This window comes from Nostoc sp. NMS9 (genome assembly GCF_017114995.1).
Taxonomy (GTDB): domain Bacteria; phylum Cyanobacteriota; class Cyanobacteriia; order Cyanobacteriales; family Nostocaceae; genus Nostoc.
The window spans coordinates 21,675-48,511 of record NZ_JABXKL010000015.1; the positions used below are offsets into that span (position 1 = coordinate 21,675).

Sequence of the window (26,837 nt, forward strand, 5' to 3'; positions counted from 1 at the left end):
AGTACAGCATAAAAACATATTTTATTGAAAGCAAAGTAAAAATTTATTTTTTGATATTTTTTTTAATTTGCTTGTTTTTATAAACCATATATGCAATATTATTAAACTAAACTCACTAATCAACTTTAACCCGATAGGTAAATAGTAGTTTCTAGCTAATCGGCGAAAAATTAAGACTATTCTGTAAAAGTGCAATATTATTTTTACAGATAGATAGACATTATCTAAGCAAATAGAGCAGCTTCTGGAAGGCTTTTATTTTTGTGAAAACAAGTCTTGTCTACACTGAAATATGCAGATTAAAACGCTAGAAACTCACTGATATATCTGGAAGTTTAGCGATATTGGTGAAAACTTTCGCGCGTTAGAGTAATTCAACATTTATCTTGGCTAATCATGAACTTCCAGCTTGACAAATCACCGAAATGCTGATTACTTACATTAGATTTTTGCAACCAAAAATATGAGGAGTGATAGAAATGTTCAATCGTTCATTTCATAATTTATTTATGGAATCGATGATTTTGGGGACTACTTTACTAGCCAGTACATCAGCTTATGCTGAGGACAGGAATTTAGTTACTGTGACTGGGACTAATTTTTCGGAAACAAGCATCACACAAACCCCTAAAATTCCTCCAATAAATAGTAATGTAAGTGTCCAAGAGACAAACAGTATGTCTCAGGTAACATCTGTATCTCAGTTTTCAGATGTACAGCCAACAGATTGGGCATTTGGCGCACTCCAGTCTTTAGTTGAGCGTTATGGATGTATTGCAGGTTATCCAAATAGTACTTATCGAGGAAACCGCGCCATTACTCGCTATGAATTTGCAGCAGGCTTAAATGCTTGTTTATCTCGGATTAACGAGCTAATTGCAACAGCTACATCTGACTTAGTTACCAAAGAAGACTTAACTACCCTACAAAGACTGCAAGAAGAATTTACTACTGAACTAGCAACTTTACGAGGTCGCGTTGATAGTTTAGAAGCTCGGACTGCGGAACTAGAAGCCAATCAGTTTTCTACAACAACAAAGCTAGTAGGAGAAGCCATCTTTGCCGTCACAAATGCCTTCAGTGGCTCAGTTAATGGTAGCAACACAGTTTTTCAAGATAGAGTCCGCCTCGTTTTCAAAAGTAGTTTTACAGGTAGAGATAGTCTATACGTCCGTTTAACTTCTGGAAACGCCAGTACCTTAAGGCTACCAGACGGTACAGCAGAAGGACTTCAAACCTTTAATCTGTCTCCAGGTAACAACAATACTTCTCTCGATTGGCTCTCTTATTACTTCCCGATTGGAGACAAAATAGAGGCCTATATAGGAGCAGTAAACGGAGTATTTTTTGATTACATTCCCACTCTCAGTCCCTATTTAGATAGTGCCACAGGTGGTGGTCGCGCTTTGACAGAATTTGCCTCTTCTAGTCCTATCTATAGAATTGGTGGTGGCGCTGGTGGAGGAATCAATTACAAACTCAATGACCAATTGGTATTGAGCTTGGGTTACTTAGCAGGAGATCATGCCAATCCTCAGCCAGATAGCGGTTTTTTTAATGGTCAATACAGCGCATTTGGACAAATAGCATGGAACCCCAACAAGAACTCTGGTATTGGTTTGACATACATAAATGCCTACCAAAATCGGGGAGGAATATTTGACCTGGGTAGTGGTTTTACACTTGTCGGAACAGAACAAGCCAATACCCCATTTCAGCGGATGATTACCAACTCCTACGGGGTAGAAGCTTTTTATAAATTTAGTCCTCGATTTGCAGTCAATGGGTTCTTTGGCTACACTAACGCCAAAAATCTGGCAGGTAATGGTAGTGCAGATATTTGGTACTATGCTCTGGGATTGGCATTCCCAGATTTAGGTAAGCAAGGAAACCTTGGTGGTATTGTTGTGGGTGCAGAGCCTTATCGGGGTGGGAATCCTGCACCTGCGAACGATTTATCCTTACATATTGAAGGCTTTTACAAGTATCAGCTTACAGATAACATTGCCATCACCCCTGGCGTAATTTGGCTCACGGCTCCTGCTCAAAACAATGACAATCAGGATGCTGTAATTGGCACTGTGAGAACAACCTTTACCTTTTAGATAATCTCAGCAACGTTACAAGTTTTGGCGTTGCTGATTCAAATAATTCGTAATTCTTAACTACGAATTACGAATTATTTTAACGCCCTTCACGATTCAAGGTCAGGGGTTGTTGTTCTTCAACTAGTGGCTGTACATCCTGCCAAAGACTAATTCCGTCGTATAGTCCCGGAGCCATTAAGAATACTTGAACCCAAAGGATATTAAACCACCAGTAAAGCCCTTGGATAATATTTTCCTGACCTACCAGGGATACTGTCACCAGGTAGAATAAGACCGAAATTATTAAGCTAGCAACAGATGCAACTATGCCTTTTGTGGGCTGCGATAACTCTGTGAAAGGCCACATATTGAATTGCCAAACAAATCCTAAACCAACAGTTGTCCAAATAGCTGCAAAGGTTGGTCCTGTCGTTGTTGTAAACAAATCTAGTCCTAGCTGTTTTAGGAACAATTCTGTAATCAGAGTGAGTAACAAAATAATACCTGTATGTAGTAAACCTAAACGTGGCATTCCTAGTTCTAGTTTGTTTAAAGGCCAACGTTCAAAGAAACTACCGAACACTGTCGAGCAAGGATACCAATACCAAGGGATGTAAAAAGGTTGAAGTCCCCACATTTGTGGCAAAAAGGTGAGGGCAGGGGCAATAAAGAAGATGGCAAAAAAGATATTGAGAAAGCCGCTCACTGGATGCCAGTTACGTACTTCGTCAGTGGTGACAATCGTGTTGTCAAAGAAGAACAAACTGGCGGCGGCGGCAATGATTGCTGTTTGTCCCCATAAGCCAACAGGTGTATCAGTAAGAATTGGTTTTGCAGAGATTAATTTCCAAACTTCTCCAGTTATGTAAACTAGCGCCAATAGCACTACTAAATTTACTGTTCCTCGTCCAAATCGGGTAGGAGAAAAACGAGAACCTGGATAGCCGTTGAGCGAAAAACCTAGATGCCACCACCAGACGAAGCATATCGTGATGTAAGTCAACTTTGTGCCCACATTCAGCTGAATAATTTGACCAAATATGAGTTCAAAAAGATAGCTAATGACAGCAATTATAGCAATGAAAAGCAGTCCCTTAAATGGCTGGTTTTTCCAAATGCTCCGCCTCTGGGTTGGGTTTGCAACGCTCATAATATCAACTTAAAGAATGTTGGATTTATCAGGGGTAAAGCATTCTGGAAAATGTTAATTCTGAAAGCTTCACCCCAGTAGAGAATGCTGCAATTACAACCAAGGATGGCGCGGGGGATAGACACCATTGAGGAAGTAGTTACCAACAGCGTAGTATTTCCAACGCACGGGATCGTGGAGTGTGTGAGCGCGGGCATTTCGCCAGTGGCGATTGTAGTTGAATTCCTCCAATGTGGACTTAGTACCTGCTAGTTCAAACAATTTGTTGGTAGCTAGTAATGCTGCTTCGGTGGCTAAGGCTTTGGCTTCAGCAACTGCGATCGATGCTTCAACTACCTTGGGTTCTTCTAAGCCTGACTCGTTGGCGATGTCAAGAAATTCGCCTGCACGACGCAGCAATGCTTCAGAAGCGTGAACCTGAATTTGGACATTGCCTAAGTTGTACAGTGTCAAAGGGTCTTCGTAACCTTTTTCTAAATTGCTGTCAACCCAAGGGCGGGTATGCTTGCGAACGAAGTGGATGGTGTCACGGACTGCGGCTTTAGCAATTCCCACGTCTACGGCGGCTTGGATGATTTGCGCGATCGCACCCATTGGAGTAGCTCTTTCAAAGGCTAAATAGTGCGGAATCACATGTTCTGCCTTAACTTTCACATTTTCAATAATGGTAGTGCCGCTAGCAGTGGTCCGCTGTCCGAAGCTCGTCCAATCATCAAGTAGGGTTAATCCTTCGGCATCTCTTTCGACAAATGCCACCACTGTCTTACCATCTGGATTACTGGCAATGACAGGAACCCAATGTGCCAATAGTGCCCCAGCAGAGTAGTATTTGCGTCCGTTGAGTAAGAAGTCAGATCCATCTGGTGTTAATTTTGTCTGCACATCGTTGACAGACTTAGTGCCAATTTCCGAAAAGGCGTTACCAAAGCGCTTACCTTGTAGAACCAAATCAAAGAAGAACTTCTTCTGCTCATCTGTACCATCCAACCGGACTGCTTCCACCATGTAGAGGTGGTTTTGGGGAATTTGACCGAGGCTAGAATCAGCTTCGGAGATGATTTTAACTACTTCTGCCAGGGTGGCACTTGATACAAAAGCACCGCCATACTCTTTCGGGACTGTAATTCCCCACAATCCACTCTGGGAAAACTTTTCTACCTCTTCAGCAGGCAAACGCCGCTCTTGATCGCGCTCTGAGTCTCCCTTAGCAAACTCAGCTGCTAGTTCGTGAGCGATCGCGATCGCTTCTTTGTCATCCCGAATAATATGCGCCTTCTGGTCAGTATTAATTACTGATGTCATGGTAAAACTCCTTGATTGTGATTAAGTGACTCATAATCGCCACTACTATGAAACAATGCGAAATATTTGTCTTTGATCTGGGGACTGGGGATGTTATCTAGAACAGCTTCAATCCACAAAACCCGCCCCTACAAAGTATGTTGCTGTTAATCTAAACCACAACCAACTCATCAGCTGTCCGACGATGGGCTTCAAGTTCGCGCACAATCGGTATTACTGTCTTACCAAAAGCAGGCAAATCATCTGTGTAGTGTAAGAAGCCACCGAGAATTAGATCAACTCCCGCTTCATGGAACTGGCGAATCTTTTCAGCTACTTGTTCAGCCGTGCCAATCAAGCCCGATCGGAAGCCATCGTTATACTGCACCAAGTCTTCAAAATTGGAATTCGCCCACATTCCCTGACCTTCACGAGTAGAAGATCCCGCCTGTTTCACCGCTTCGCCAAATCCTTTCACGGCTTCTACATCAGCTTGGGCAATAATATCGCGCAATACTTCATGGGCTTCTGCTTCCGTATCTCGCACGATGATAAAGGAATTCAAACCAAACTTAATTGTGCGTCCTTCTTGACGAGCTAATTCAGACACCTCTGCAATCTGCTCTTTCACCCCTTCTATGGTGTTGCCATTCATGAAATACCAATCAGAGACGCGGCCAGCCATACGCCTGGCTGCTTTGGAGTTACCACCTTGGAATATCTCCGGGTGGGGATTCTGATTAATTGGTTTAGGCTTCACCCAACCGCCATTAATGCGGTAAAAGTCGCCCTTAAAGTGAAATTCATCCTCAGTCCACAAACCCTTGAGAACGCGGATAAATTCTTCTGAACGACGATAGCGTTCGTCATGCTCTAACCAATGTTCACCATATATAGTGAATTCATCTTTGAACCAACCACTAACTACATTCAGAGCAAACCGGCCGTTAGAGAGAAAATCAATGCTAGCACCAATTTTGGCAACTACTCCCGGATGCCACAATCCAGGGTGAACTGCTGCAATCAATTTCAATTTCTTGGTGACAGGAGCCAGAGCGGAAACAGTTGTAAGTGCCTCTAGCTGGTACTCAGCGCCATAGCTAGCGATAAATCTGGCTTGTGCTAGAGCATATTCAAATCCAACTTCTTCAGCCGTCTGAGCTAGTTGAGCATTATATTCGTAAGTCCAATCTGTGCGTTGGGGAATTTTACTAACAACTAACCCACCGCTGACGTTGGGAATCCAGTACGCGAACTTAATATCTACCATAATTGTGTGTTTGTAATTGAAGTTGCTTGGTTATAGGAGAAGGCAGGAGGCAGAAGGCAGGAGGCAGGAGGAAAGAAGTATGAATGAAAACTTTATTTCTGGGTCAAAAACCCAGTTTAAAAAGAAGACACTGATACGAGACTTGAGCGTGAAATATAAAATATCCTTGCTTCAATCTCACGTTTGAAAGCGTGGGATACTCCTGCCTTCTGTTCCTGCCTCCTGCATCCTTCAACTAAGTTTGCAAGTGATGTAACAAGGCCGAATTTGTCATAACTAACAAATCAGCTAAAATTTGATAGAGCAAAATTTTAGTCAAAATCGAAAGCTTGAGAGCGGTTGGAAACTACTCTGAGTTTACAAGTAGACAATTTCAGGTTCTTATGGTCGTAATATACCATAAGCCGATCGCACTACCGTAGTTCTGAATGGATTAGACTTTATCACAACAATTTTTCTGATGTCGTGACTCGATATACTTAAATTCCATTTCCATATTCCAAAATGGAATATTGCCCAATTTTCCTGAGTATTTAATTATTTTTTATACTTGTTGGCTATTATCCTGATTCAGTCAGAGCAATCAGGAATCAGGACTCGACAAAGTATCGATACTATTCCATATCGTGATAAATAAATGCTTCTCATCTGTCATCTGCAACTATACACAGCAGAAATAAATGTGGTAGTGTGAACTACTAAATCACGGTAAAAAGATGTAGTTACCGTAGTTTAGCTAATGCCTCGTAAAAAAAAGTACAGGAAAAACATTTATGCCACTTCAGTTTGGAATTTGGTCGCCGGTCTGTGGTGGATGGTTGCGGGTTGTCAACCATGAAGCTAATTTATCCACACAAGATTTGGTAAAGCTGGCAGTTCAGGCAGACGAGTTAGGTTATGACTTCTATTACATTCCTGAACATTACTTAAATGCAGTTCATGGGCCTAACTATAATGTTGCTGACGCTTGGATTACAGCAGCTTTAGCAAGTTTGAACACCAAGAATATCAAGATTGTTGCGGCTGTACAACCTGGTTTTAAACTGCCTGCGGTAGTTGCCAATTTGAGTGCAAACATTCAAAATCAGCTTAGTAACGGCAGATTTGCTCTTAGTGGTATTGCAGGTTGGTGGAAGTTAGAAGTAGAAAGCTATGGAGATATCTGGCTACCTCACAGCGATCGCTACGCCCGATTAGAAGAGTACATTGATGTAATCAAGGGGTTGTGGACAGTCGAAGGCTTTAATTATGTTGGCAAATACTACACTATTAAGGGTGGTATTCTCGCAGATCAGCCGACACTAACACCACCGATTTTCATTGCTGGGGAATCAGACCGGGCGATTAACCTAGCGGCTCGTCAGGGAGATTATCTATTTATCAACGCTGATGAACCAGAAAAAACGGCAGCATTGGTGCAGAAAGTGAAAAGATTGGCTAGCGATCGCTACGGGCGTCAGATTAAAGTAGCAATGAGTGCGTTTGCGATCGTTGGTGAACATACCGCCCTAGCCGAAGCCAGATTAGAAGCGATTTATCGTTCTGCCGATTGGCAGCAGATCGAGTACTTTCAAGAGCAAATCGATCCTAACGTAGTTGCCCACAACAAATTAGATATCAGTCAAACCATTGAAGCCAATCTCGGTTTATCTGCTCAACTGGTTGGCGATCGCTATACTGTTATTAACCGCCTGAAAGAATACGAAGCCGTTGGCGTTGACTTAATAGTACTGAAATTTGAATCTATGTTGGAAGACACTATTCGCTTCCACAAACTAGTTATTTCCGAATATAGACAACAGAGTAGCTTAATTACCTTGTAATTAAAAATCTTGCCTTACCTAGCATGAATAAGATTAAACTCGAAGATATTACCCTAAATCACCTCAAAATCTTAAAAGCAGTAGATGACTGTGGTAGCTTCTCTAAAGCAGCACAAAAACTAGGTTATAGTCAAGCACTAATTAGTAAAAAAGTCAAACAAATAGAGGATTGTTTCGGAGTAATTCTCCTAAATCGCTCCCCTGGCTCTATCTGCTTGACTAATAAAGGCAAGAAATTAATTTCCCAGACACTTAATTTAGTAGAAACTGTAGAAAATCTGCAAGAAGAATTTCAGGCAACATTTAGCGCTGAGGGCGAAGATTTGATATTGGGAGCTACTAGTTTAATTTTAGAAGTCTGGCTCAAACAATATTTGCAGCGATTTCAGCTTTGTTTCCCAGGTAGAAATCTTAAAGAGATTGCGGTTAAAAATAGCAGATTTTTTTCCAATTCTCAACTCCTAGAAATGGATCTTTTGCTCAACAGTTGTGCTGGATACAAAGAAGAACACCACTGCACTAGATTAAAAACTCATAAAATGCTGTTGGTATCCTTTGGGGCAAGTAAATATCTCAATGAGCATAGCTTAGTTAAAATAAATGATATTGATCTGGCTGATGTTGTGCTTTTAGATGAGGTTCATCAGGAACTATCTAAAAATGAATTTTTGATGAACAAATTAAGTGGTGTACAGGTGCTACACAGCTATCAAGATGTACTAAACTACGCTTCAAAAAATCAAAAGATAACGATTTTACCCGACTTTTGTCAAACTGATATAATATCTCAATACCAAGTCCTAACTTTTCCGATTCAAGATATCAATGAATATGGAATTTATCTACATGTTCCTCGCTTTAGTGAATTGTTAATATCCGCAGAGGGTTTGGTAAGAAGTTTTAGGCTAGATCCAGATAACTTAGAAAGTTTGCCCAACGTAAATCTGTTTTTAGGTAGCTGTTCTCCCAAAGAAGGAAATATTCTTAGGATAGGTATTCAGAGAGATTCCATAGGACAGTTTATTGCTGGATATGGAACTAAGTATATTTCTGATTTACAGAGAGCATCATCACTTGAACAGGCTCTTTTCAAAAATATTGAAATTAATCGAGATTTCGAGTTACAAATTCTGCCCTTTGCTTCTGGGGAACAAATGAACCGACAGATGAAGCGGGGAGAACTAGATATTTGTATTTTAGATGATATTTCTCTATTGAATAATGGTAGCCAATTCTTTGATGATTTAAGTTTTGGTTCTAAATTAATTGGGATTGCTTCGTATAATCTTTTGGGTCAAGATATAAATATTGTTTTGCATAAAGATTCTTCTATAAACATTATCCAGGATCTAAAAGGTAAACGAATTTCTACCTTATTTGGTTCAAATGCCCATAGGTTCATCATTACTCTTTTTGACCTCTATGATATGGATGTCAGTAAAGATTGCAGATTAGTGAATGAAGATCCTCGTAGAGCAAGTAAGAGTTTGGCAAATAAAACTATAGATGCTTACGTATGTTGTCACACTTTTGCCTCAATTTTAGAAGCTTATGCTTTTGTGAGAAAGCTGGCTCTATCTCAAACAATTAGTTTAAGAATTCCATCAATCAGAGGAATTGTTTGTCGTTCGCAGTTCATTAAAGAAAATCCTAAAATTGTACTTGCTTATTTACATGATTTAGTGGTTGCTAACTATTGGTTTAATTCATCTCCAATCAAGGCAGCAGATTTATTAACTAAAGTGATTGATGTGAGAACAACTCAAGTAAATCAGTTTTTTAATCCTGTATTTGGGAACCGCATCGATCCGACCCTGAAACCTCAATGGTCTTGGTTACTGAAAACTTTAAATCGCAGGTTAGAAGGAAAATATGGTATTTCACTATTTGATGTAGATTTCTGGATAGATGATTATTTCTTAAGACTTGTCTATAATTTGCTAAATCTAGATTATCACTTTCATCAGGTTTCTTTTGCAAGTGAATTTTCTAGCAGCTATTTTGTTGAGGAACAGTTTAGCCGACACATAAAAGTTCTGTAATGATTCAGGTCTGATATCATGTCCGGTTAAAGACTTATCATTAAGACCGCAGAGGTGCAGAGGGGATGGGTTTTTGGGCTTTCTGCATAGAGAAAGGGAATTATAACTAATTAGCCGGACATGATATGAGGTAGTTGACTGCTTCAATCATAATTGAGGGGCAATCTCCCCATGCTTGCTTTCACGAATCAAAAGCAGTCACAGGGCTATTGCCCCTAAATATTTTGAGCGTCGATCGCTCTTTCGCCAGAAACACCTATGAATTATCCTTCATCAGGCTATCTGAACTTATAACTCCACACACCATACTCCGCAATCTCAACATGATTACTCAGCAGTAACGAGTTCAGTACTACCGCGTGTACGACGCCGTGTGAGACTATTATACAGCATTACACCGATCGCCTTGATCAAATTACCTTCCAATTCCTGGAACAGCTTCATGTTCGTGCCAAAGGCGGCGTTAGCTTCATCAACGATGCGATCGCTTGCCGCCTCGTCAAGGGGTAATTCATCCAAAATTTGCCGATATTTGGCTTTGAATGCCTTCTCATCAGTAATTTCTGGAAACTCATAAAAGGCTGTGCCTTGTCCATCAGACAAATTCATCGCTGTTACAGCAATATTTTTGAGAATTTGTCCCCCGGATAAGTCACCTAAGTAACGAGTATATGAATGGGCGATTAACAATTCCGGTTCTGTAGCAGATATTTCTCGGATGCGCTGTACATAAGCTTCACCTGCGGGAGATAGTTTGATTTGCTCTTTCCAGTTTGCACCAAAGTAATAACTTAGGTCTTGCTCTAGGCTATGCTTGCGGTTTAGCTGAGGAAAGTTAATTTTAGAAACTATTGGGTGCTGGCGGTGCTTTTCCATTTCCTCTTCCATCGCTGAGTAGACGAAGTAGAAGTTAGCAACTAGTTTCCGGTAAGAGTTTTTTTCCACTACTCCTTTTAAAAAGCACTTGACAAAACCTACATTTTCTGCCATTGTGTGGGCTTTTTTAGTGCCTACACGTAATTTGGTTGCTAAATTGCTGCTCATGCTAAATTTCTCAACTTTAAAAAGTTTACTGCCGGAGTTTTGATTCACTAACGGCTAAAAAAGCCATTAAAACGTTACCTTAAAACTATTTGATGAGAATTTATATTAAAATTTTTTAAGCTGCAATGATTCTGTCGTTTTTTACACAGCAACCAGGCTAAGAGAACAGAATTTTAGATTTCGGTATTTTGATTTTTTGTTGTTCTTAGCTGAATCTTGCTTTCATTCTCAGCTTGGGTGAAAATTTTTGTGATGAAACCAGGGTAATCTTTATTACACACTTTTTGGTTGGTAGCATTGCAATGTGTGAACTCAAACAGATAAAAATCAAAACGAAAGTTGCAGTCATAAAAGGAATAATTAGCTAAGATGTGGAGACTTTACTGATAACGTAAAAACCAATACTGACTTTATCAAAGATTTACGATCAAATAAAGAAAATTTCAGTATTATTACGTAAAGATAGCTCGATCTACAATGAATTTCTAAAGAGAAAAAGCATGTCAAAATTGCTGAATAAAGTCTTAAGTGCTATTTATTTTTCAGTGTGATTGTGTGGAGTGTTTAAAAATATGGTTTCATCTATAACTCGGACATCAGGCATTTCTGGGGGTTCTACTTCCGAAGTTGAGGGATTGGGCAAAGGGATTGAGAGCAGTTTTGGAATGAATTTAATCCCACTACCAGCAAATCCCTTATTTGGTACAGATGGGATTCGCGGACGAGTGGGAGAATTACTGAGTGCCCCCCTAGCATTGCAAGTTGGTTTTTGGACGGGGATTGTTTTACGTAACCATGCTACTCAAGTAGGGCCAGTCATTCTCGGACAGGACTCTAGAAACTCCAGCGATATGCTGGCAATGGCTTTGAGTGCAGGGTTAACAGCAGCAGGGTTAGAGGTTTGGTATTTGGGATTATGTCCCACTCCTGGCGTTGCCTATCTTACCAGCGTCACTGATGCCATTGGCGGAGTGATGATTTCTGCCAGCCACAATCCCCCAGAAGACAATGGGATTAAGGTTTTTGGTGCCAATGGTGGAAAGTTACCGCAAATATTGCAAGCAGAAATTGAAGCGGGACTGCGTGGCAAAATATCACCGATCGCTAGAGTCAGTAATTGCGGACGGCATTACTCACGTTTCGAGTTAGTGGAAGACTATAGCTCGGCGTTGAAAAAACCCTTGAACGGTGCCCTAAATCTTCAGGGAATGAAGATTGTTTTAGACTTGGCGTGGGGAGCCGCAGTTGGGTTAGCACCATCAGTATTTACCCAAATGGGAGCCGAGGTAATCTGCTTGCATAACGAGGCAGATGGCGATCGCATTAATGTTAACTGTGGTTCCACGCACCTAGACATTCTGGCAGCAACGGTACAAGAACACAACGCCGACATCGGCTTTGGCTTCGATGGCGATGCCGATCGCGTCTTAGCAGTAGACAATACCGGCAGGCAAGTTAACGGCGATTACATTCTTTACCTGTGGGGATGCCACTTACAACAAAACCAACAATTGCCAGACAACCTGATTGTATCTACAGTCATGGCCAACTTAGGCTTTGAGAAAGCTTGGCAGCAAATTGGTGGTAACTTAATTCGTACCGCAGTTGGCGACCAATACGTGCAAGCCGAAATGCAGCGCACTGGAGCAATGTTAGGTGGCGAACAATCAGGGCATATTCTTTGCCGTCACTATGCCGTAACTGGAGATGGCTTGTTAACAGCATTACACATAGCATGTTTGGTGAGAGAGGCGGGTGTTCCCTTGAGCGAATTAGTAGATCGAAGCTTCCAAACCTATCCGCAATTGTTGCGGAACGTGCGAGTTGTTGATCGCGATCGCCGTTTGGGATGGCAAGATTGCCAATCTGTGCAACAAGCGATCGCTCTTGCTGAAGCTGCAATGGGCGATTCCGGCAGAATTTTGGTTCGCGCCTCTGGCACAGAACCAGTCATCAGAGTAATGGTGGAAGCAGCCAATGCCGAACTAGCCAACTACTGGACAAATGAACTAGTTTCACAAGTACAGCAGCATCTGATGGACTAAATTAGCTAATATCTCATCTCCGCTTTAAAAAAACGCCAAGTTTAATCACAGCTTCTACGAATTAACCACCCTTGGTTATGTGTAGAAGCTGTGACATTGTGATTACTTAGGGTTTGCTGAAAAAGTCTTTTCGTGAGGGCTAAGAGGCAGGAGGCAGGAGGCAGGAGGCAGGAGGGGAGTTACAAACTACCCCTAAATCTCTTTCTTCCGAAAAAGTGATTGATTTTTTGTGATATCAAGTCTTTTTCCTTGCACCTTATTCACCTTTTATCCCACTCAAGGCATTGATTTATCAAGGTTTTATGTTTATTCAGCAAGCCCTACTTATTAAACCCGAATAACCCAATACGGTTCAGTTAAGGTTTTTTGATGAAAATTCTAGATCGCTAAAGATGCGATAAATCGCCGTCAAGACGAAACGACTGATTATTGTAGAGACGGCGATTCATCGGGTCTCTTGCCTTAACCGAACAGTATTGAGGCTCAATGTCAGAGGCTCCACCTCCAATAGGCATTCCCAGTCAGAGACTGGAAACGAGGAAAGCCTCTCATAGAGATGGCGGTTCGATAAATTAAACTTTTTGGCGATTTTTGCGTAAGTCCTATGTGGGAATTACAACTAATTTGCGGACATGATATGACATTTAGTCTTAACGTGTTATTGTTTGCTTCGAGATTCCTAGCTGTTTGTTCTGATAAAATACAGTGCTTGTTTTTGTGATCCCACTCAAAAGTGCACAAGTTTCCAATTCCTGGGAGCGTGTTACACAATTATTTGAAAGATGCATTAAATCAGTTTGCAATCAAACCTCACCTAACTTTCACGTTATTGTTGTTTGTCATGAAAAGCCCAAAATAGAATTCACTCATCCTCATATTACATACATTACAGTTGATTTTTCACCTCCAAATGAGCCTACCCCTGAAGCCAAAGGAGATACAGATAAAGGGCGTAAAATCTTAAAAGGATTGGTTTATGCTCGTCAATTTTCTCCCACTCACACTATGACAGTTGATGCTGACGATTGTGTTAGTGAAAAGTTAGCCAAATTTGTTCAAGAACACCCTGATTCTAATGGATGGTTTATAAATAAAGGTTATAAATATCAAGAAGGCAGTAATTACATATATATCAAGAGAAGCAATTTTTATAAAATGTGCGGTACTTGTAATATTCTTCGATATGATTTGAATGATTTGCCAGAAACCGCAGAATATAATCGTGGCTACGGATACTATAAATATTATATAGACCACGCTAAAGTCAGAGATATTTTAAAGAGCAAAGCAAAAGCCATTAAATCATTACCATTTCCAGGGGCAGTTTATATTTTGGAAACAGGAGAAAATCTTTTTGACAATTCAAAAAGATTAAGATTTAACATTTTTAATCGTAAATTGTTAAATCAATCATTGAGAGATGAATTCGGATTATACAAATTACAGCAATCCAGAGAGATTTGTGAAGTATCGGAATTGTAAATTGTTTTGGGAAAAATCTAATAAATAGTCTTATATGGTGTGTTAGCAAAGCGCAACGCACCAAAAGCTTGGAATTGTGCCGTAGTTTCGGCGCTAACACAACGCCAGTTGCTACAACGGATAGCGCAGCGTAAAGCCTTCTCTTCTCTTTCAGAGACGCTAACGCGAACGAGAGGCTTGTCTGCGACACGCTGCGCGAACGCCAACGGCATAGCTTCTCTACGAGAGGCTGCGCCAACGCTTAGAGCGAGTACTCGAGCGTCAGGAACCTCCCTTCGGGTTCACCAGTCGCCTACGGCGGGAAACCCGCCTACAGCGCTGGATTCACCGCAACGCACTGGCTCCCCTACATGTATTTTAAAATCAAATATTAGTCCTATATAATGGAGTATTTTGCGAGGCTGATAGGCTACAGTGCCACTATGCCAAAATTTAAATCAAAATCTCAGCAATCTAAAAAATCGAAAAAGCAGGCTAAAAAGGAAACTTCTACCCTTAGCCTTAAAGAACAGTTAGCCCAAAAGCGCAAATCTGCCCAAGTACGTAAAGAACTCACTAGTTTACTCACCACCGCCACTTTTAGCGGTGTCTTCGTTGGCATTCTACTTTTTTTTGTAGCTGGAATTAAAGCAGCAGTCCCTGGTGTGTTAGGGATAATAGTCATGTCCCTTTCCTACAAATACCCGCGCCAAGCTCTATATGCCTTCATCATTTACGTACCTATTGGAGGTACTGTCACCTACTACTTGGGCAATAGTCCCATACTCCAATTAGCTAAAGATGCCTTTTACATTCCAGCACTAATTGGACTTTGGCAGACTTGCCGTAAACAGGGGTTACCCATAATTATTCCCCAAGGCATTAAAATCCCACTTTATATTGTTTTGGGTTGCAGTCTGCTAACACTGTTGTTTGTCAATGGTGGACAGCAATTTAACCCGCAGAGTGTGGGACTATTAGAAAAAGCACCCCAAGAAATACCATTAGCTATGGGAATTCTGGGACTAAAAGTATTTTTAGGCTATGTCCCCCTGATTGGTTGTGCCTACTATCTAATTCGCGATAAGCGCGATTTTCTATTTTTACTGCGCCTCCAGATTGTCCTTACACTGATTTGCTGCGGGCTGGGATTTATTCAATATCTATTACTACTAACTGGTGTATGTCAAGGCACTAGAGGTCTTGAAGGAGATGCCTTATTTAGAGCAACACTCGAAGCCCGGTGTTATTTTGGTGGAGCGCTAGTATATAGTCCCGAAGAAGGGATTATTCGCCTACCAGGGACATTTGTAGCTCCTTGGCAGTGGGCATGGTTCTTAATTTCTAGCACCTTTTTTACCTTTGCCACCGGCTTCACCGATCCCTCCCCAATATGGCGGATAATCGGTTTAGGTTCTTTAGTGACAGTCTTTATCAATGCTGTAATCTCTGGACAGAGAATCGCTTTAGCTTTAGTACCAATCTGCTTCGGGATTTTGCTATTGCTCACCGGACAAATTGGCAACCTGAAACGATTTATCCCCATAGGCGTAGGACTTGCCCTAGTTCTGGGAATTGCGATGGTGACTAACCCTGTTCTCGTGCAAGAGAGAATCGAGAGTTTTACGGGTCGCTGGGACGCCTCACCACCTCAAGATTTTATCATCCAGCAATTTGAAGAGAATTGGAAAAACGTAGACGGCCCATTGGGAAGTGGCTTAGGTCGAGCAACTAACTCTACCCGTGCAATGGGTAAAACTAAACTTGTGGAAACCTACTACCCCAAAGTACTTTATGAAGTTGGAATTTTTGGAGTACTAGGGTTTTTCGGTTTGGTAACAACTTTAACAATTATTGGCTTTAAAACCTATCGCTCCATAAAGAACCGTAATTTCCGCAGTTACGGAGCAGCTTTGTGGGTGTTTATATTATTTATTAGCTACAACACCTACTACTATCCTCTAGATGTTGATCCAGTTGCTGTCTATTACTGGTTTTTTGCAGGAGTTCTTTTCAAATTGCCAATATTAGATAAACAAGAGAAGGAAGAAGCATATCCTAAGCAAGCAAGAAAACAAAAACGTCCAATAAGCTGACTGGACATAGTGAAAATACTTGAGTACGCTATTGATGGACAGAAGCTTGCTTGTATATTAAGCTTAACCAAGGGTTACTAAATCCTCCTAGTGGCTAAGTCTGGTATATGGTTCCTATTTGATTTTTGAAAAGACACGTAGGGTGTGCTAACGCCGAGAGTACGGCACCATTTAGAAGGATTTGGTGCGTTACGACGTTCCGTCTAACACACCCTACAATAGCTAGTTTTTTTCATAAATAAAACCGGATTCATATATCTTTCTAGTTATCAGCAGGTGTTAGCGAATAACCAGCCCGTAAAGGTCGAATTACTGGATATCAAGCTGAACATGAACTCCAAGATATCAGATATATCAGATATATGAATACTTATAATCAAACACGCCAAACTAGATTTAATTGGATTGATCAGACAAAAGGATTAGCAATTTTAGCAATTATCATATTTCATTTTTTTCAAAATTATCCTGAGCGATCGCAACTAATTTCGATTTTAGATAGAAATGGAGCAAAGCTCGGATATGCTGCTGTCGATATATTTTTTTTAATGGCTGGTTTCAATACAAGTTATGCTCTAATCTCTAAGTTACAAAAAAATCAAATAGAGCAGATTAAAACTAAAACTAACTGGAAATTCTGGCTAATTAAACGTTTGTATAGGATATATCCTGCTTATATATTAGCTTTCATATTAAGTTGTTTACTTTATTTTTTTGCTAATATTAAAATTAATTTAAACCTCAACTTTTTCTTATCATTTATAGGTATAGCCGGGATTAGATTCCAATCAATTAATCCTGGTTTTTGGTTTTTTACAGTAATTTTAGAGGCTTATTTACTTACACCATTAATATTTTTATTTTGTAAAAATAAGCCTAGTAGAATATTAGTTTTAGGACTGATAGGAGCAATAATAACGAAAATCTTAGCTTTTTACTTTTTGATAAGTGATGATACGAAAGCTTATTTGTTTTTCTTACAAAATAATTTTATAGGAAGTTATTTATTTCAGTTCTGTTTGGGGCTTTATTGGGGATTTATCTATGCCGAGCATAAAATTTTTAGAAAAATAGATTTTATTGTTGCAAGTATTCTTTTTAGTGTAGGAATTATTATTTGTGCTATCTTAACTATTTTTAAACTAAAATATATATATATGTTAGGTATAGACATGCTGTTTACTCCTTTATTTTTTTTGGGTATTCAAGCATTATTATCTCGTATCGAGAAAATAGATAAAATTGGAAGGATACTAAGCTTTATTAGTATATTAGGAATTTATTCTTATCAAATTTATCTAATTCATCAACCTTTGTATTTTGTTTTATTACCTAAATTAAATTATGTGATTCAGATAAATAACTATTTGAAGATAGGGGTTTCTTTAATGATAGTGAGTATTTTACTGTCAATTTATGTATTTTCATTTATTAAATTAGAGCAATTTATCATGAAAATGTTTGAAACAGTCATGAATAAGCAAAATTAGTGTTTCGCACCCAATTCCCTTTAGATAAAGTTAGGATAAAAAATTATGAATTACCCTTTAATTTCTGTAGTTATCGCGACCTACGGACGAGAGGAACCGCTACGCGATAGCATTGTGGATGTCTTAAAACAGGACTATCCAAATTTTGAAGTTTTAGTTGTAGACCAAACTCCAAAACACCAACCAGAAATTCAAGCCTACCTAGAAGAGATGCTGGAGGCAGGTAAAATTAAATGGTTGCGCTTAGATTGGGCAAGTTTGCCAGGGGCGCGGAATTATGCTGTGCGGCGCTCATCTGGTGAAATAATATTGTTTATTGATGATGATGTTCAGTTAACCCCTGGATTGTTAGCAGCCCATGCGAAAAATTATGTGCAAAACCCAGAGGTGGGGGCTGTAGCCGGTCGAGTCTTTGACAAAATGAAATTAGGTGATTCTGGAGGAGATTTACAGATTGAATATCTGCCTCCCGAAGCTATGGACCCAGGAATTGCTTGGTATCATATTGATTTAGTACATACCATTAAACCCCAACAAGTGCTAACAGCGAGGGGTTGTAATATGTCATTTCGCCGCGAAATTTTTACTAAGTATGGATTGAGGTTTGATGAGAGGTTTGGCGGGAGTGCAGTGCGCGAAGAGTCAGATTTTTGTTTGCGGTTGCGACAAACTGGGTATAAGATTTGGTACGACCCAGAAGCCCATTTGGTGCATTTAGGCGAAGAAACAGGGGGTTGTCATGATATTAGTATGCGATCGCTAAAATATCAACTCACCTTTTACCACAACCATTTTTTACTGGGGCTGAAAAACCTGACTGTGACTCAAGCTTTACGCTTATATGGTCGTTTATTTGACTGTCACGTTCTCGGACGCCCACCTTGTCACAAAAGCGGTTCCCCCATCAAAATTGCCACTCGCGCTATTTTCTACACTTTGGGTTTTTTCAAAGCCTTGGGTACTGTCATCCAATCACTATGGAACGATGGTCAAATTTACAGTCGATTGGATGAACAAGTTTAGTTATTGGGCATTGGGGATTGGGGATTGGGTATTAGTTATTTAAAATAATGACAAATGACAAATGACAAATAATAAATATCAATGAAAATCTTAGTTGCTAGTCACACTTATATCGTAGACCTCAACTGTGAGAAATTACGCGCTTTATCTCAACTAGAACCTGATATTGAAGTGACAGTTGTAGTCCCAAAGCGGTGGAAACCAGGCGGTGTACAAAACAGAATTATTGAAACTGAATACCGTGATGAAGGTACATTTAGAATAGTTCCAATTTCTAATTTTAGTCAAAATCATCAGGGACTCCTTACCTTTGGTGCTGATTTGATATCTTTATTAAAACAATTTCGCCCCCAAATCATCCAAGTTGAACAAGGTTCTAGAGCATTGGCTTATACTCAAATGATTGCCTTAAATCAGCTATTAGGACTCAAGGCAAAAAATGTATTTTTTACCTGGTGGAATCTTCCTTATGAACTGAAACTACCAGTTTCTTTATTAGAAAAATATAACCTCAACCACAGCCACGGCATTATCTCTGGGAATCAAGATGGAGCAGAAATTTTGCGACAACGGGGATATACAGGAGCAATTAAAGTCATGCCACAACTGGGTGTAGATGAAAGTTTATTTACTCCCAAAGCTCAACCCGAATTAGCAGCTAAGTTGGGCATTGAAAAAGAGGATTTTGTTGTAGGTTTTGTAGGGCGTTTTGTGCAAGAAAAGGGTTTGTTAACGCTTTTGCAAGCCTTAGCCACTTTGAAAAATCAACCTTGGAAATTACTGTTATTGGGACGGGGAGAGTTGCAAAGTGAATTAATTAAAATTGCGGCAGAAAACAATATTAAAGAACGGTTAATTTTGATAGAAAGTGTTCCCCATGATGAGGTTGCAAGTTATATCAATTTAATGAGTACTTTAGTATTACCTTCAGAAACAACTTACAAGTTTAAAACCTTAACTTCTGCTGGCTGGAAAGAGCAATTTGGTCATGTGTTAATTGAAGCGATGGCTTGCAAAGTTCCCGTGATTGGTTCTGATTCCGGGGAAATTCCCTATGTAATTGGTGATGCTGGTTTAGTATTTCCTGAAGGTGATGTTCAAGCTCTTGCTAATTGCTTAGTTCAATTAATGGATAAACCAGATTTTGCTCATACTCTCGGTGAAATGGGTTATAAAAAAGCAATAATTCAATATACAAATAAAGCTTTGGCTAAACAGCAATTAGAGTTTTATCAAGAGTTAGTCATTAGTCATTGGTCATTAGTAAATAATAAAGGACAAATAATGAAGGACAAATGAAAGATGACAAATGAAAAAAAAATTAAAATATTACAAATTGTTCCCTCAATTTCTCTAATTTACGGCGGGCCTAGTCAAATGGTACTAGGATTAGCTCCAGCGTTAGTAAAAGAGGGAGTAGAAGTTACAATTCTCACAACTGATAGTAATGGTGATAATGGTCAAACACCTCTGGATGTCCCTTTAAATCGCCCAATTAAACAAGATGGCTATGAAATAATTTACTTTCGTTGCGCACCGTTTCGTCGCTACAAATTTTCCCTAGATTTATTAAGCTGGCTAAAACGTCATGCTCACGAGTTTGACATAGCACATATTCATGCTTTATTCTCACCAATAATTAGTGCTGCTGCTATTGTGTGTCGTCAGCAAAAGCTACCTTATATTTTCCGTCCTTTGGGTACTCTCGATCCGGCTGATTTACAGAAGAAAAAGCAATTAAAACAGCTTTATGCAGCAATTATAGAACGTCAAAATTTAGCTAGTGCCGCAGCAATTCATTTTACCAGCGACCAAGAAGCTAAAATATCAGAACGATTTGGAGTATCTACACCAGATTTGGTGATTCCCTTGGGTGTGATTCCCCCTGAATCTTCTATTAAAAATGTATGTAGTCAGTTAGAACTACCAAAGGATCTACCTTTGGTACTGTTTATGTCACGAATTGACCCAAAAAAAGGGTTAAATTTGTTGATTCCGGCGCTAGAGAAGCTGTTAACAGTTGGTTATAATTTTCATTTTGTCTTAGCTGGTACTAATCCCCAAGAACCAGATTACGAACAAAAGATAATATCCAAAATTCAAAATTCACCATTACGATCGCACACTACAATCACTGGCTTTGTCAGTGGTGAGTTAAAAGTTAGTTTACTACAAGCTGCTGATTTATTTGTCTTACCTTCCTACTATGAAAATTTTGGGATTGCTGTAGCTGAAGCGATGGTTGCAGGTGTACCCGTAGTCATTTCTGACCAAGTACATATTTGCCAACAGATACGTGATAGTGAGTCCGGTTGGGTAGGTGCAACAGATGTTCAAGCACTGGTAGAGTTACTACAAGAAGCTTTGCAAAATCCCGCAGAACGCCAACGACGGGGATTAAACGCCCAAAAATATGCATTAAAAAATTTTAGCTGGGATGCGATCGCTAGGCAAACAATCCAAGCCTACCAAAAAATTCTGACGAACAAACTGTAAGTGTCATGGGAGCAATGTGATAGGTTGAAGTAGCAAATTGTAAGATAAATCATCTCTTGTGGCTGCTAAAGATCGCTTTCATCAAGTTGTTAAGACATCTCTCACCAAGGATGGGTGGAATGTTACTCACGATCCATTACAAATAAAGGTGGGCGGTGTTGATATGGAGATTGATTTAGGGGCAGAACGGTTACTGGCAGCAGAGCGAGGGAATGAAAAAATTGCGGTTGAAGTCAAAAGTTTTCTGGCTAGTGCATCCGCAATTTCCCAGTTTCATACAGCACTGGGTCAGTTCATTAACTACCGAGCGGCCCTGCGTCGTGAAGAACCCGATCGCGTCCTCTATCTAGCTGTGCCTGATTTAACCTATAACAGCTTCTTTCAACTTGATTTCCCCGCTTCAATGCTACAAGAAAATACCGTAAAACTGCTTATCTACGATATTCAATTGGAGCAGATTGTACAATGGAAAATCTGACAGATCAATTAATGAACTATCAGCAAACTGTCCAGCAATTATTGATGGGCTATGCTCAAAATAAGCCTGCTTATGGTGATATTGAAGTTGAAACTATTTTTGATACGGAGCGAAATCACTATCAAATCATGCATTTGGGTTGGCAACATAAGCGCTGGATTCATCAATGTGTAATGCATCTTGATATTCGGAATGAAAAAATCTGGATTTTCTACAATTCAACAGAACATGATATTGCGGCCGATCTAGTCAGGCTGGGTGTACCAAAACAAGATATTGTGCTGGGGTTCCATCCTCCTTTTATGCGTGAAATGAGTGATTATGGGGTGGGATGAGAGAGTTAGAGAACGTTTATCACCGCTCGTCCTTTATCTGAGAGTGTTGACAACTTAAAATTTTGTTTCAAACCGCTAAAGCCCGATTGGGAAATCGGGGTTTTATGTCATGATGGCATACTAGAATATATATGCCTTTCTAACTACAGGGAATCTCTCATGGCTCTCCGTCTAGGTGACACAGTACCCAACTTTACGCAAGCCTCAACACACGGCGACATCGATTTTTACCAATGGGCAGGTGACAGCTGGGTTGTGCTGTTCTCTCACCCTGCTGATTTTACACCTGTTTGTACAACAGAACTTGGCACAGTTGCCAAGCTCAAACCAGAATTTGACAAGCGCAATGTCAAAGCGATCGCACTCAGCGTTGATGACGTAGAATCTCACAAAAGCTGGGTGGGAGACATTGAAGAAACTCAAAGCACCACCCTTAACTACCCAATTTTGGCGGATGCAGATCGCAAGGTTGCTGATCTGTACGACATGATCCACCCCAATGCTAATGCGGCTGTGACAGTGCGATCGGTTTTCGTGATTGACCCCAATAAGAAACTCCGTCTTTCTTTCACCTATCCTCCCAGTACGGGACGCAACTTTGATGAACTTTTGCGAGTGATTGATTCTCTGCAATTGACTGATAATTACAGCGTGGCGACACCAGCTGACTGGAAAGATGGAGAGGATGTCGTAATTGTCCCCTCACTCAAAGATCCAGAAGTACTCAAACAGAAATTCCCCAAAGGTTATGAGGAAATTAAACCCTATCTACGGCTAACTCCTCAGCCTAACAAGTAAATCTGAAAATGATTTCGGATAAAAAAGCAAAGGCGCAAAGTTATATCTTGGCGTCTTTGCTTTTTGCGTGAGAATATAGTCAGTTGGCTAGCATCCGAACCTGGAGGAAATCTTTATGTTCTCATCCCCTTTGGTTTTGCAAATTCCGTCATCAATGCAAATGACAGACGAACAATTTTTTGAGTTCTGTCAGGTGAACCGTGATTTACGCATTGAACGAAATAAATTTGGAGAATTGGTAATTATGCCTCCTACTGGTTCAGAGACAGGAAACCGAGAAGTTAATATCTCAGGACAGTTATGGGTGTGGTCGGAACAAGATGGTACAGGTATAACTTTTAGCTCTAGTACCGGATTTAAGTTATCAACAGGTGCAGAACGCTCTCCAGACGCTTCCTGGATTAAATTAGAACGGTGGAATGCTCTTTCAACAGAACAACAGCGAAAGTTTGCTCCCATTTGTCCAGATTTTGTAGTCGAACTCAAATCTCCTAGTGACAACCTCCAGACTTTGAAGGAAAAAATGGAGGAATATATGAATGAGCCAGGAATACAGTTAGGCTGGTTAATTGACCGTAAGCAGCGTCAAGTTTATATTTATCGTCCTGGATTGCCAGAGGAATGTTTAGATAATCCTGCTAGTGTAAGCGGCGAGTCGGTATTGCCTGGGTTTATGTTGAATATGAGTAAAGTTTGGTAAGAAAATTTTATTTAAATTTAGGCTGGCGACGATACAGCAATTTAAACTGGTAAATTGGCGATACATGCTCCTGCAAAAGGGCGTTCCTACATCAGTAATGCTAAACTTCCACGAAGTGGTACGGCATGGTTCGACTCCGCTCACCAGCCGCTCTGTTACCATCGTAGACATCGCTCCCGAAATAACCAAAACACCTATCCCGAATTACGAATTACTTGTTGTACCAAGCTTTTCGCCACTGTTGCATTTGTTTAATCTCTATATCTTGGGCTTTAACAATTTCTTGGGCTAATTTCTTGATTTCAGGGCGCTTAGACTTATTTAAGGCATCTTTTGCCATTGTTACAGCCCCTTCATGGTGAGGAATCATCGCATTGATAAAGCGCAGATCAAATTCAGCATCGGCTGCACCTAAGTCCTGACTCATCATCATGCCTTTCATTTGGTCAGACGACATCTCCATCATGTGCCCCATTTGACTGTTGTAAGCCATTGGTTTGTCTCCCCCACTGGGATACCAGGCTTGTCGCCACTGCTTCATCTGAGTGATTTCTAAGTTTTGCGATTTGATGATATTGTCTGCTAGTTTTTTGATTTCAGGACGTTTTGATTTCTGCTGCGCAACATTCGCCATTTCCACAGCCCCTTGATGGTGCGGTATCATAGCGTCGATAAATCGTAAATCAAAATTAGCATCGGCTGGGCCTAAATCCATTCCCATGCTGTGATTCATGCCACCACCGTGATTGATCATCTGCTTGTCGTTAGCACTGGTGGCGGTTTCCTTTGGCGCTTGGCTTTGGTTCTGGGAAGCAGTACTAGTACAGCCTGTGATTAACCCACCGCCTGAAGCGATCGCAGTAAAAGTTAACGCCAAAAAGCCATTCCTTAAAAATAGCAGTTGCATAAATCTTACCTAACAGTTTTCTAATTCTAACGATCTAATGATCTAATGAAATTAAGATGAAATCTAAAGATCCCCAACAACTTTTACGAAGTCAGGGATCTTGTTTCTCATTTCTATGTTGTCACCAATACCTACATTGTCAAAAGCTAGCAATAGCTCTAATGCTCATTACACCATCTGTTTAGAAAGTGCTTTTAAGTCTGCGGTCGATTTTAACCGAGTGATGGTTGGTTACGGAGTTGCCCAGTTAACCGAGTTAAAATTTATGTATAATTCTAAATTCTGAATTCTGAACTCTGAATTCTTACTTAAAAACAACCCAGCCACAAAAGTTATCTCGTAACATTTAACATTCATTATTCTGTAATTTACATTCTAAAATGCAAATCTACCAAGGACGATAATGCCTAATGGTACAATAACAGAAGCATGAAAGCGTGAATACAAAACTCCTCATTTCTCCTCAAGAACTCACGTCGCTGTTAGCAAAAAAATCCTCACAAACTGTCATTATCGATACACGAAGTCAAGAAGATTATGCTATTTCTCATATTTCTCAAGCCATAAATATTAGAGATTTTTTTACCTATCTTTTAGAGAATTCCTCCCCAGCAGGATTAAAGGAATTGCAAGAGTATTTTGCAAAAATTATGAGCAGGGTAGGAATATCTGGTGCAGAACAGTTAATTGTTTATGAAGATGCTTTAAATAAAGGTTATGGTCAATCTTGTCGAGCAGCTTTCTTACTGAAATATTTGGGTTGCGCTCAGGTATCTATTTTACATGGAGGATATAGAGCATGGCTCAAGGCAGAATTACCTACTACCGATGAAGTACCGAAGGGTGAAAGCAGCATATTTAGATTGCATCCCAACGCTGACATAATGGTGACTACCACCGAGATGTTGCAAGCAATTGAAAATCCAGCAATTATTAAATTAGATGTGCGCGATCGCAACGAATGGCTTGGGTTGAGTTCTTCTCCCTACAATCCTGATTTTTGTCCTCGCAAAGGTAGAATCCCTAACGCAGTATGGTTAGAATGGCATCATCTAATGAATTCTGAATCGGAAATTCCCACGTTCCGATCGTCAGATGAAATCCGAGAAATTTGTCAGTCAGTAGGTATTACTTCCGAGTCTATTGTGTACATTTACTGCTTTAAGGGTTCAAGAGCTGCGAATACATTAATAGCCCTTGAAGAGGCGGGAATTTCTGCTAAAAATTATTTTGGTTCTTGGAATGAATGGTCTCGTGATTTTGCACTACCAATTGATAGCAGAGTCATGCAATGAGCGTATAAAGCAATACGCTTGGGTTAAGAATTATAGTAGATTGGCTTGAGAATGTGAGTAGCATTATTGCGTCGCTACAGTGCAAATACATGAGCACTTAATCGAACGCTGAATAAACCTTACAACACATACTAAATCTTCTCTTTCAGAGACGCACTTGCGTTCGATTTAGTGGTGCAATAATTAAGTGGCAGGTCTGAATCACCTACCCATTGATTCTGACTCCTGAATTCTGAATTCTTCTTCAATCAAACATCAACATTTATCTGTTCTATCTGTCTAGCAGCTTTATCCCAAAGCTTTGCTGAAGTCTCATCTTGCCAATGAGTTCTCAGATTTTCCGCTTTTTTGTGACATATTCGCTCTAACATTTCTAATATTGCGGATAATGTCAATTTATTAATTAATGATTCTAAAATTTCCATATATTCTTTTTGCATGATAGTTAGCTCCTTAACGTCATCTGATATATGCTGACAAAATCCACTTATCTTAACCTATATATTAAGATTTATTGCGGAGTGGTACTAATATTCTGCCAGCTTTTACACGCAGTTTAACCTATTTTGAATACTCAATACAGCCGATCCGCGATCGCTAACTGCGGAAGCCCTCTCTATCCTCCAATAAACCTGTTTTGCGCGGTACAACACAAAACTCTGATGTCTAATTTCCAAACTAGAGAAACTGTTAATCCTTACTATCTAGCTTGTGCAGACATCACCCAGAAAGTCATGGATGAATTTGCTGTGATGACTGGGCGACAATATCAACTATTTGAATACCACGGCGACCCAGCAGCCGAACTGCAAATTTTCACATTACTCCAAGGCTCACGTATTAGGTAATTTCTGGAGGCAAAAGCTCATCTATGCCAAATATTTATTAAGAAGTGTTTGAGCAATTTTCATGTATTTGAACCACATCTATCGTAGGGGCACAGCATTGCTGTGCCCCTACCGCGTGGTCTATTTACCTGAAAATAGCTGTAAAGTCAAAATATTTTCTAATATCTG

At 40.0% G+C, this 26,837-nt stretch carries 23 protein-coding genes and 1 pseudogene; 17 read left to right on the forward strand and 7 right to left on the reverse strand.

Annotated elements, in window-relative coordinates; all coding sequences use genetic code 11:
* The first annotated feature begins 479 nt into the window (after positions 1-479).
* A complete protein-coding gene (locus tag HWQ40_RS05335) occupies positions 480-2,105 on the forward strand; it encodes an iron uptake porin (protein ID WP_292775416.1) in 1,626 nt (541 codons plus the stop codon).
* A 79-nt stretch (positions 2,106-2,184) separates the two neighbouring features.
* Here HWQ40_RS05335 and HWQ40_RS05340 read toward each other — a convergent pair whose 3' ends face one another.
* The 3 genes from HWQ40_RS05340 to sfnG all read right to left on the reverse strand — a co-directional run bounded on the left by HWQ40_RS05340 (position 2,185) and on the right by sfnG (position 5,788).
* Positions 2,185-3,237 (reverse strand): hypothetical protein, encoded by a 1,053-nt coding sequence (locus HWQ40_RS05340; RefSeq protein ID WP_292775418.1) that lies wholly within the window; start codon positions 3,235-3,237, stop codon positions 2,185-2,187.
* Between the two features lie 93 nt (positions 3,238-3,330).
* Positions 3,331-4,539: an SfnB family sulfur acquisition oxidoreductase gene (locus HWQ40_RS05345; protein ID WP_292775419.1), complete on the reverse strand. Its 1,209-nt coding sequence runs from the start codon at positions 4,537-4,539 to the stop codon at positions 3,331-3,333.
* Positions 4,540-4,690: 151 nt separating this feature from the next.
* On the reverse strand, positions 4,691-5,788 hold the full coding sequence (gene sfnG / locus HWQ40_RS05350; RefSeq protein WP_292775420.1) for a dimethylsulfone monooxygenase SfnG: 1,098 nt from the start codon (positions 5,786-5,788) through the stop codon (positions 4,691-4,693).
* A gap of 773 nt (positions 5,789-6,561) precedes the next feature.
* Between sfnG and HWQ40_RS05355 the strand changes: the two genes are divergently transcribed.
* From HWQ40_RS05355 to HWQ40_RS05365, 3 genes are all read left to right on the forward strand, one after another.
* On the forward strand, positions 6,562-7,611 hold the full coding sequence (locus HWQ40_RS05355) for an LLM class flavin-dependent oxidoreductase (RefSeq protein WP_292775421.1): 1,050 nt from the start codon (positions 6,562-6,564) through the stop codon (positions 7,609-7,611).
* A gap of 23 nt (positions 7,612-7,634) precedes the next feature.
* A complete protein-coding gene (locus HWQ40_RS05360; RefSeq protein WP_292775423.1) occupies positions 7,635-9,653 on the forward strand; it encodes a LysR family transcriptional regulator in 2,019 nt (672 codons plus the stop codon).
* 134 nt (positions 9,654-9,787) lie between these two features.
* The gene (locus tag HWQ40_RS05365) at positions 9,788-9,994 is read left to right on the forward strand and encodes a hypothetical protein (RefSeq protein WP_292775424.1); all 207 of its coding nucleotides are present in this window, start codon (positions 9,788-9,790) and stop codon (positions 9,992-9,994) included.
* Here the strand turns inward: HWQ40_RS05365 and HWQ40_RS05370 are convergent.
* On the reverse strand, positions 9,981-10,697 hold the full coding sequence (locus tag HWQ40_RS05370; protein WP_292775425.1) for a heme oxygenase (biliverdin-producing): 717 nt from the start codon (positions 10,695-10,697) through the stop codon (positions 9,981-9,983). The genes HWQ40_RS05365 and HWQ40_RS05370 overlap by 14 nt on opposite strands.
* 572 nt (positions 10,698-11,269) lie before the next feature.
* On the opposite strand from HWQ40_RS05370, the gene glmM reads away from it, so the two are divergent.
* Both glmM and HWQ40_RS05380 read left to right on the forward strand, forming a co-directional pair.
* A complete protein-coding gene (gene glmM / locus HWQ40_RS05375; RefSeq protein WP_292775426.1) occupies positions 11,270-12,742 on the forward strand; it encodes a phosphoglucosamine mutase in 1,473 nt (490 codons plus the stop codon).
* Between the two features lie 705 nt (positions 12,743-13,447).
* Complete coding sequence (locus tag HWQ40_RS05380) at positions 13,448-14,224, forward strand: glycosyltransferase family A protein (RefSeq protein ID WP_292775428.1); 777 nt, start codon at positions 13,448-13,450, stop codon at positions 14,222-14,224.
* Between the two features lie 17 nt (positions 14,225-14,241).
* Here the strand turns inward: HWQ40_RS05380 and HWQ40_RS05385 are convergent, their stop codons facing one another.
* Complete coding sequence (locus HWQ40_RS05385; RefSeq protein ID WP_292775429.1) at positions 14,242-14,436, reverse strand: hypothetical protein; 195 nt, start codon at positions 14,434-14,436, stop codon at positions 14,242-14,244.
* A 210-nt stretch (positions 14,437-14,646) separates the two neighbouring features.
* Here HWQ40_RS05385 and hpsL point away from each other — a divergent pair, with 210 nt between their 5' ends.
* The 9 genes from hpsL (at position 14,647) to HWQ40_RS05430 (ending at position 23,619) form a co-directional block, all read left to right on the forward strand.
* On the forward strand, positions 14,647-16,299 hold the full coding sequence (gene hpsL / locus HWQ40_RS05390) for a hormogonium polysaccharide biosynthesis protein HpsL (protein ID WP_292775431.1): 1,653 nt from the start codon (positions 14,647-14,649) through the stop codon (positions 16,297-16,299).
* A 362-nt stretch (positions 16,300-16,661) separates the two neighbouring features.
* Entirely contained in the window at positions 16,662-17,789 is a 1,128-nt protein-coding gene (locus HWQ40_RS05395) for an acyltransferase (RefSeq protein WP_292775432.1), read from the forward strand.
* Positions 17,790-17,831: 42 nt separating this feature from the next.
* Positions 17,832-18,812 carry a hormogonium polysaccharide biosynthesis glycosyltransferase HpsN gene (hpsN, locus tag HWQ40_RS05400; protein WP_292775628.1) on the forward strand — a complete coding sequence of 327 codons (981 nt, stop codon included), beginning with the start codon at positions 17,832-17,834 and terminating at the stop codon, positions 18,810-18,812.
* 81 nt (positions 18,813-18,893) lie between these two features.
* Positions 18,894-20,111, forward strand: coding sequence for a hormogonium polysaccharide biosynthesis glycosyltransferase HpsO (gene hpsO / locus HWQ40_RS05405; RefSeq protein ID WP_292775434.1), 1,218 nt, complete (start codon positions 18,894-18,896; stop codon positions 20,109-20,111).
* 21 nt (positions 20,112-20,132) lie between these two features.
* The gene (hpsP, locus tag HWQ40_RS05410) at positions 20,133-21,308 is read left to right on the forward strand and encodes a hormogonium polysaccharide biosynthesis glycosyltransferase HpsP (protein ID WP_292775631.1); all 1,176 of its coding nucleotides are present in this window, start codon (positions 20,133-20,135) and stop codon (positions 21,306-21,308) included.
* A gap of 58 nt (positions 21,309-21,366) precedes the next feature.
* On the forward strand, positions 21,367-21,786 hold the full coding sequence (locus HWQ40_RS05415) for a XisH family protein (RefSeq protein ID WP_292775435.1): 420 nt from the start codon (positions 21,367-21,369) through the stop codon (positions 21,784-21,786).
* Complete coding sequence (locus HWQ40_RS05420) at positions 21,774-22,121, forward strand: XisI protein (protein WP_292775436.1); 348 nt, start codon at positions 21,774-21,776, stop codon at positions 22,119-22,121. The genes HWQ40_RS05415 and HWQ40_RS05420 overlap by 13 nt, the downstream gene beginning before the upstream one ends.
* A gap of 159 nt (positions 22,122-22,280) precedes the next feature.
* On the forward strand, positions 22,281-22,919 hold the full coding sequence (locus HWQ40_RS05425) for a peroxiredoxin (protein WP_292775437.1): 639 nt from the start codon (positions 22,281-22,283) through the stop codon (positions 22,917-22,919).
* Positions 22,920-23,034: 115 nt separating this feature from the next.
* Complete coding sequence (locus HWQ40_RS05430; protein WP_292775439.1) at positions 23,035-23,619, forward strand: Uma2 family endonuclease; 585 nt, start codon at positions 23,035-23,037, stop codon at positions 23,617-23,619.
* A gap of 211 nt (positions 23,620-23,830) precedes the next feature.
* Here the strand turns inward: HWQ40_RS05430 and HWQ40_RS05435 are convergent, their stop codons facing one another.
* A complete protein-coding gene (locus HWQ40_RS05435; protein WP_292775440.1) occupies positions 23,831-24,526 on the reverse strand; it encodes a DUF305 domain-containing protein in 696 nt (231 codons plus the stop codon).
* A gap of 437 nt (positions 24,527-24,963) precedes the next feature.
* Here HWQ40_RS05435 and HWQ40_RS05440 point away from each other — a divergent pair, with 437 nt between their 5' ends.
* Positions 24,964-25,821 (forward strand): sulfurtransferase, encoded by an 858-nt coding sequence (locus tag HWQ40_RS05440; protein WP_292775441.1) that lies wholly within the window; start codon positions 24,964-24,966, stop codon positions 25,819-25,821.
* 248 nt (positions 25,822-26,069) lie between these two features.
* Here the strand turns inward: HWQ40_RS05440 and HWQ40_RS05445 are convergent, their stop codons facing one another.
* A complete protein-coding gene (locus tag HWQ40_RS05445; protein ID WP_099099305.1) occupies positions 26,070-26,261 on the reverse strand; it encodes a hypothetical protein in 192 nt (63 codons plus the stop codon).
* 173 nt (positions 26,262-26,434) lie between these two features.
* On the opposite strand from HWQ40_RS05445, the pseudogene HWQ40_RS05450 reads away from it, so the two are divergent.
* A pseudogene (locus tag HWQ40_RS05450) lies at positions 26,435-26,657 on the forward strand (hypothetical protein); the annotation flags it as partial.
* Positions 26,658-26,837 lie beyond the last annotated feature (180 nt).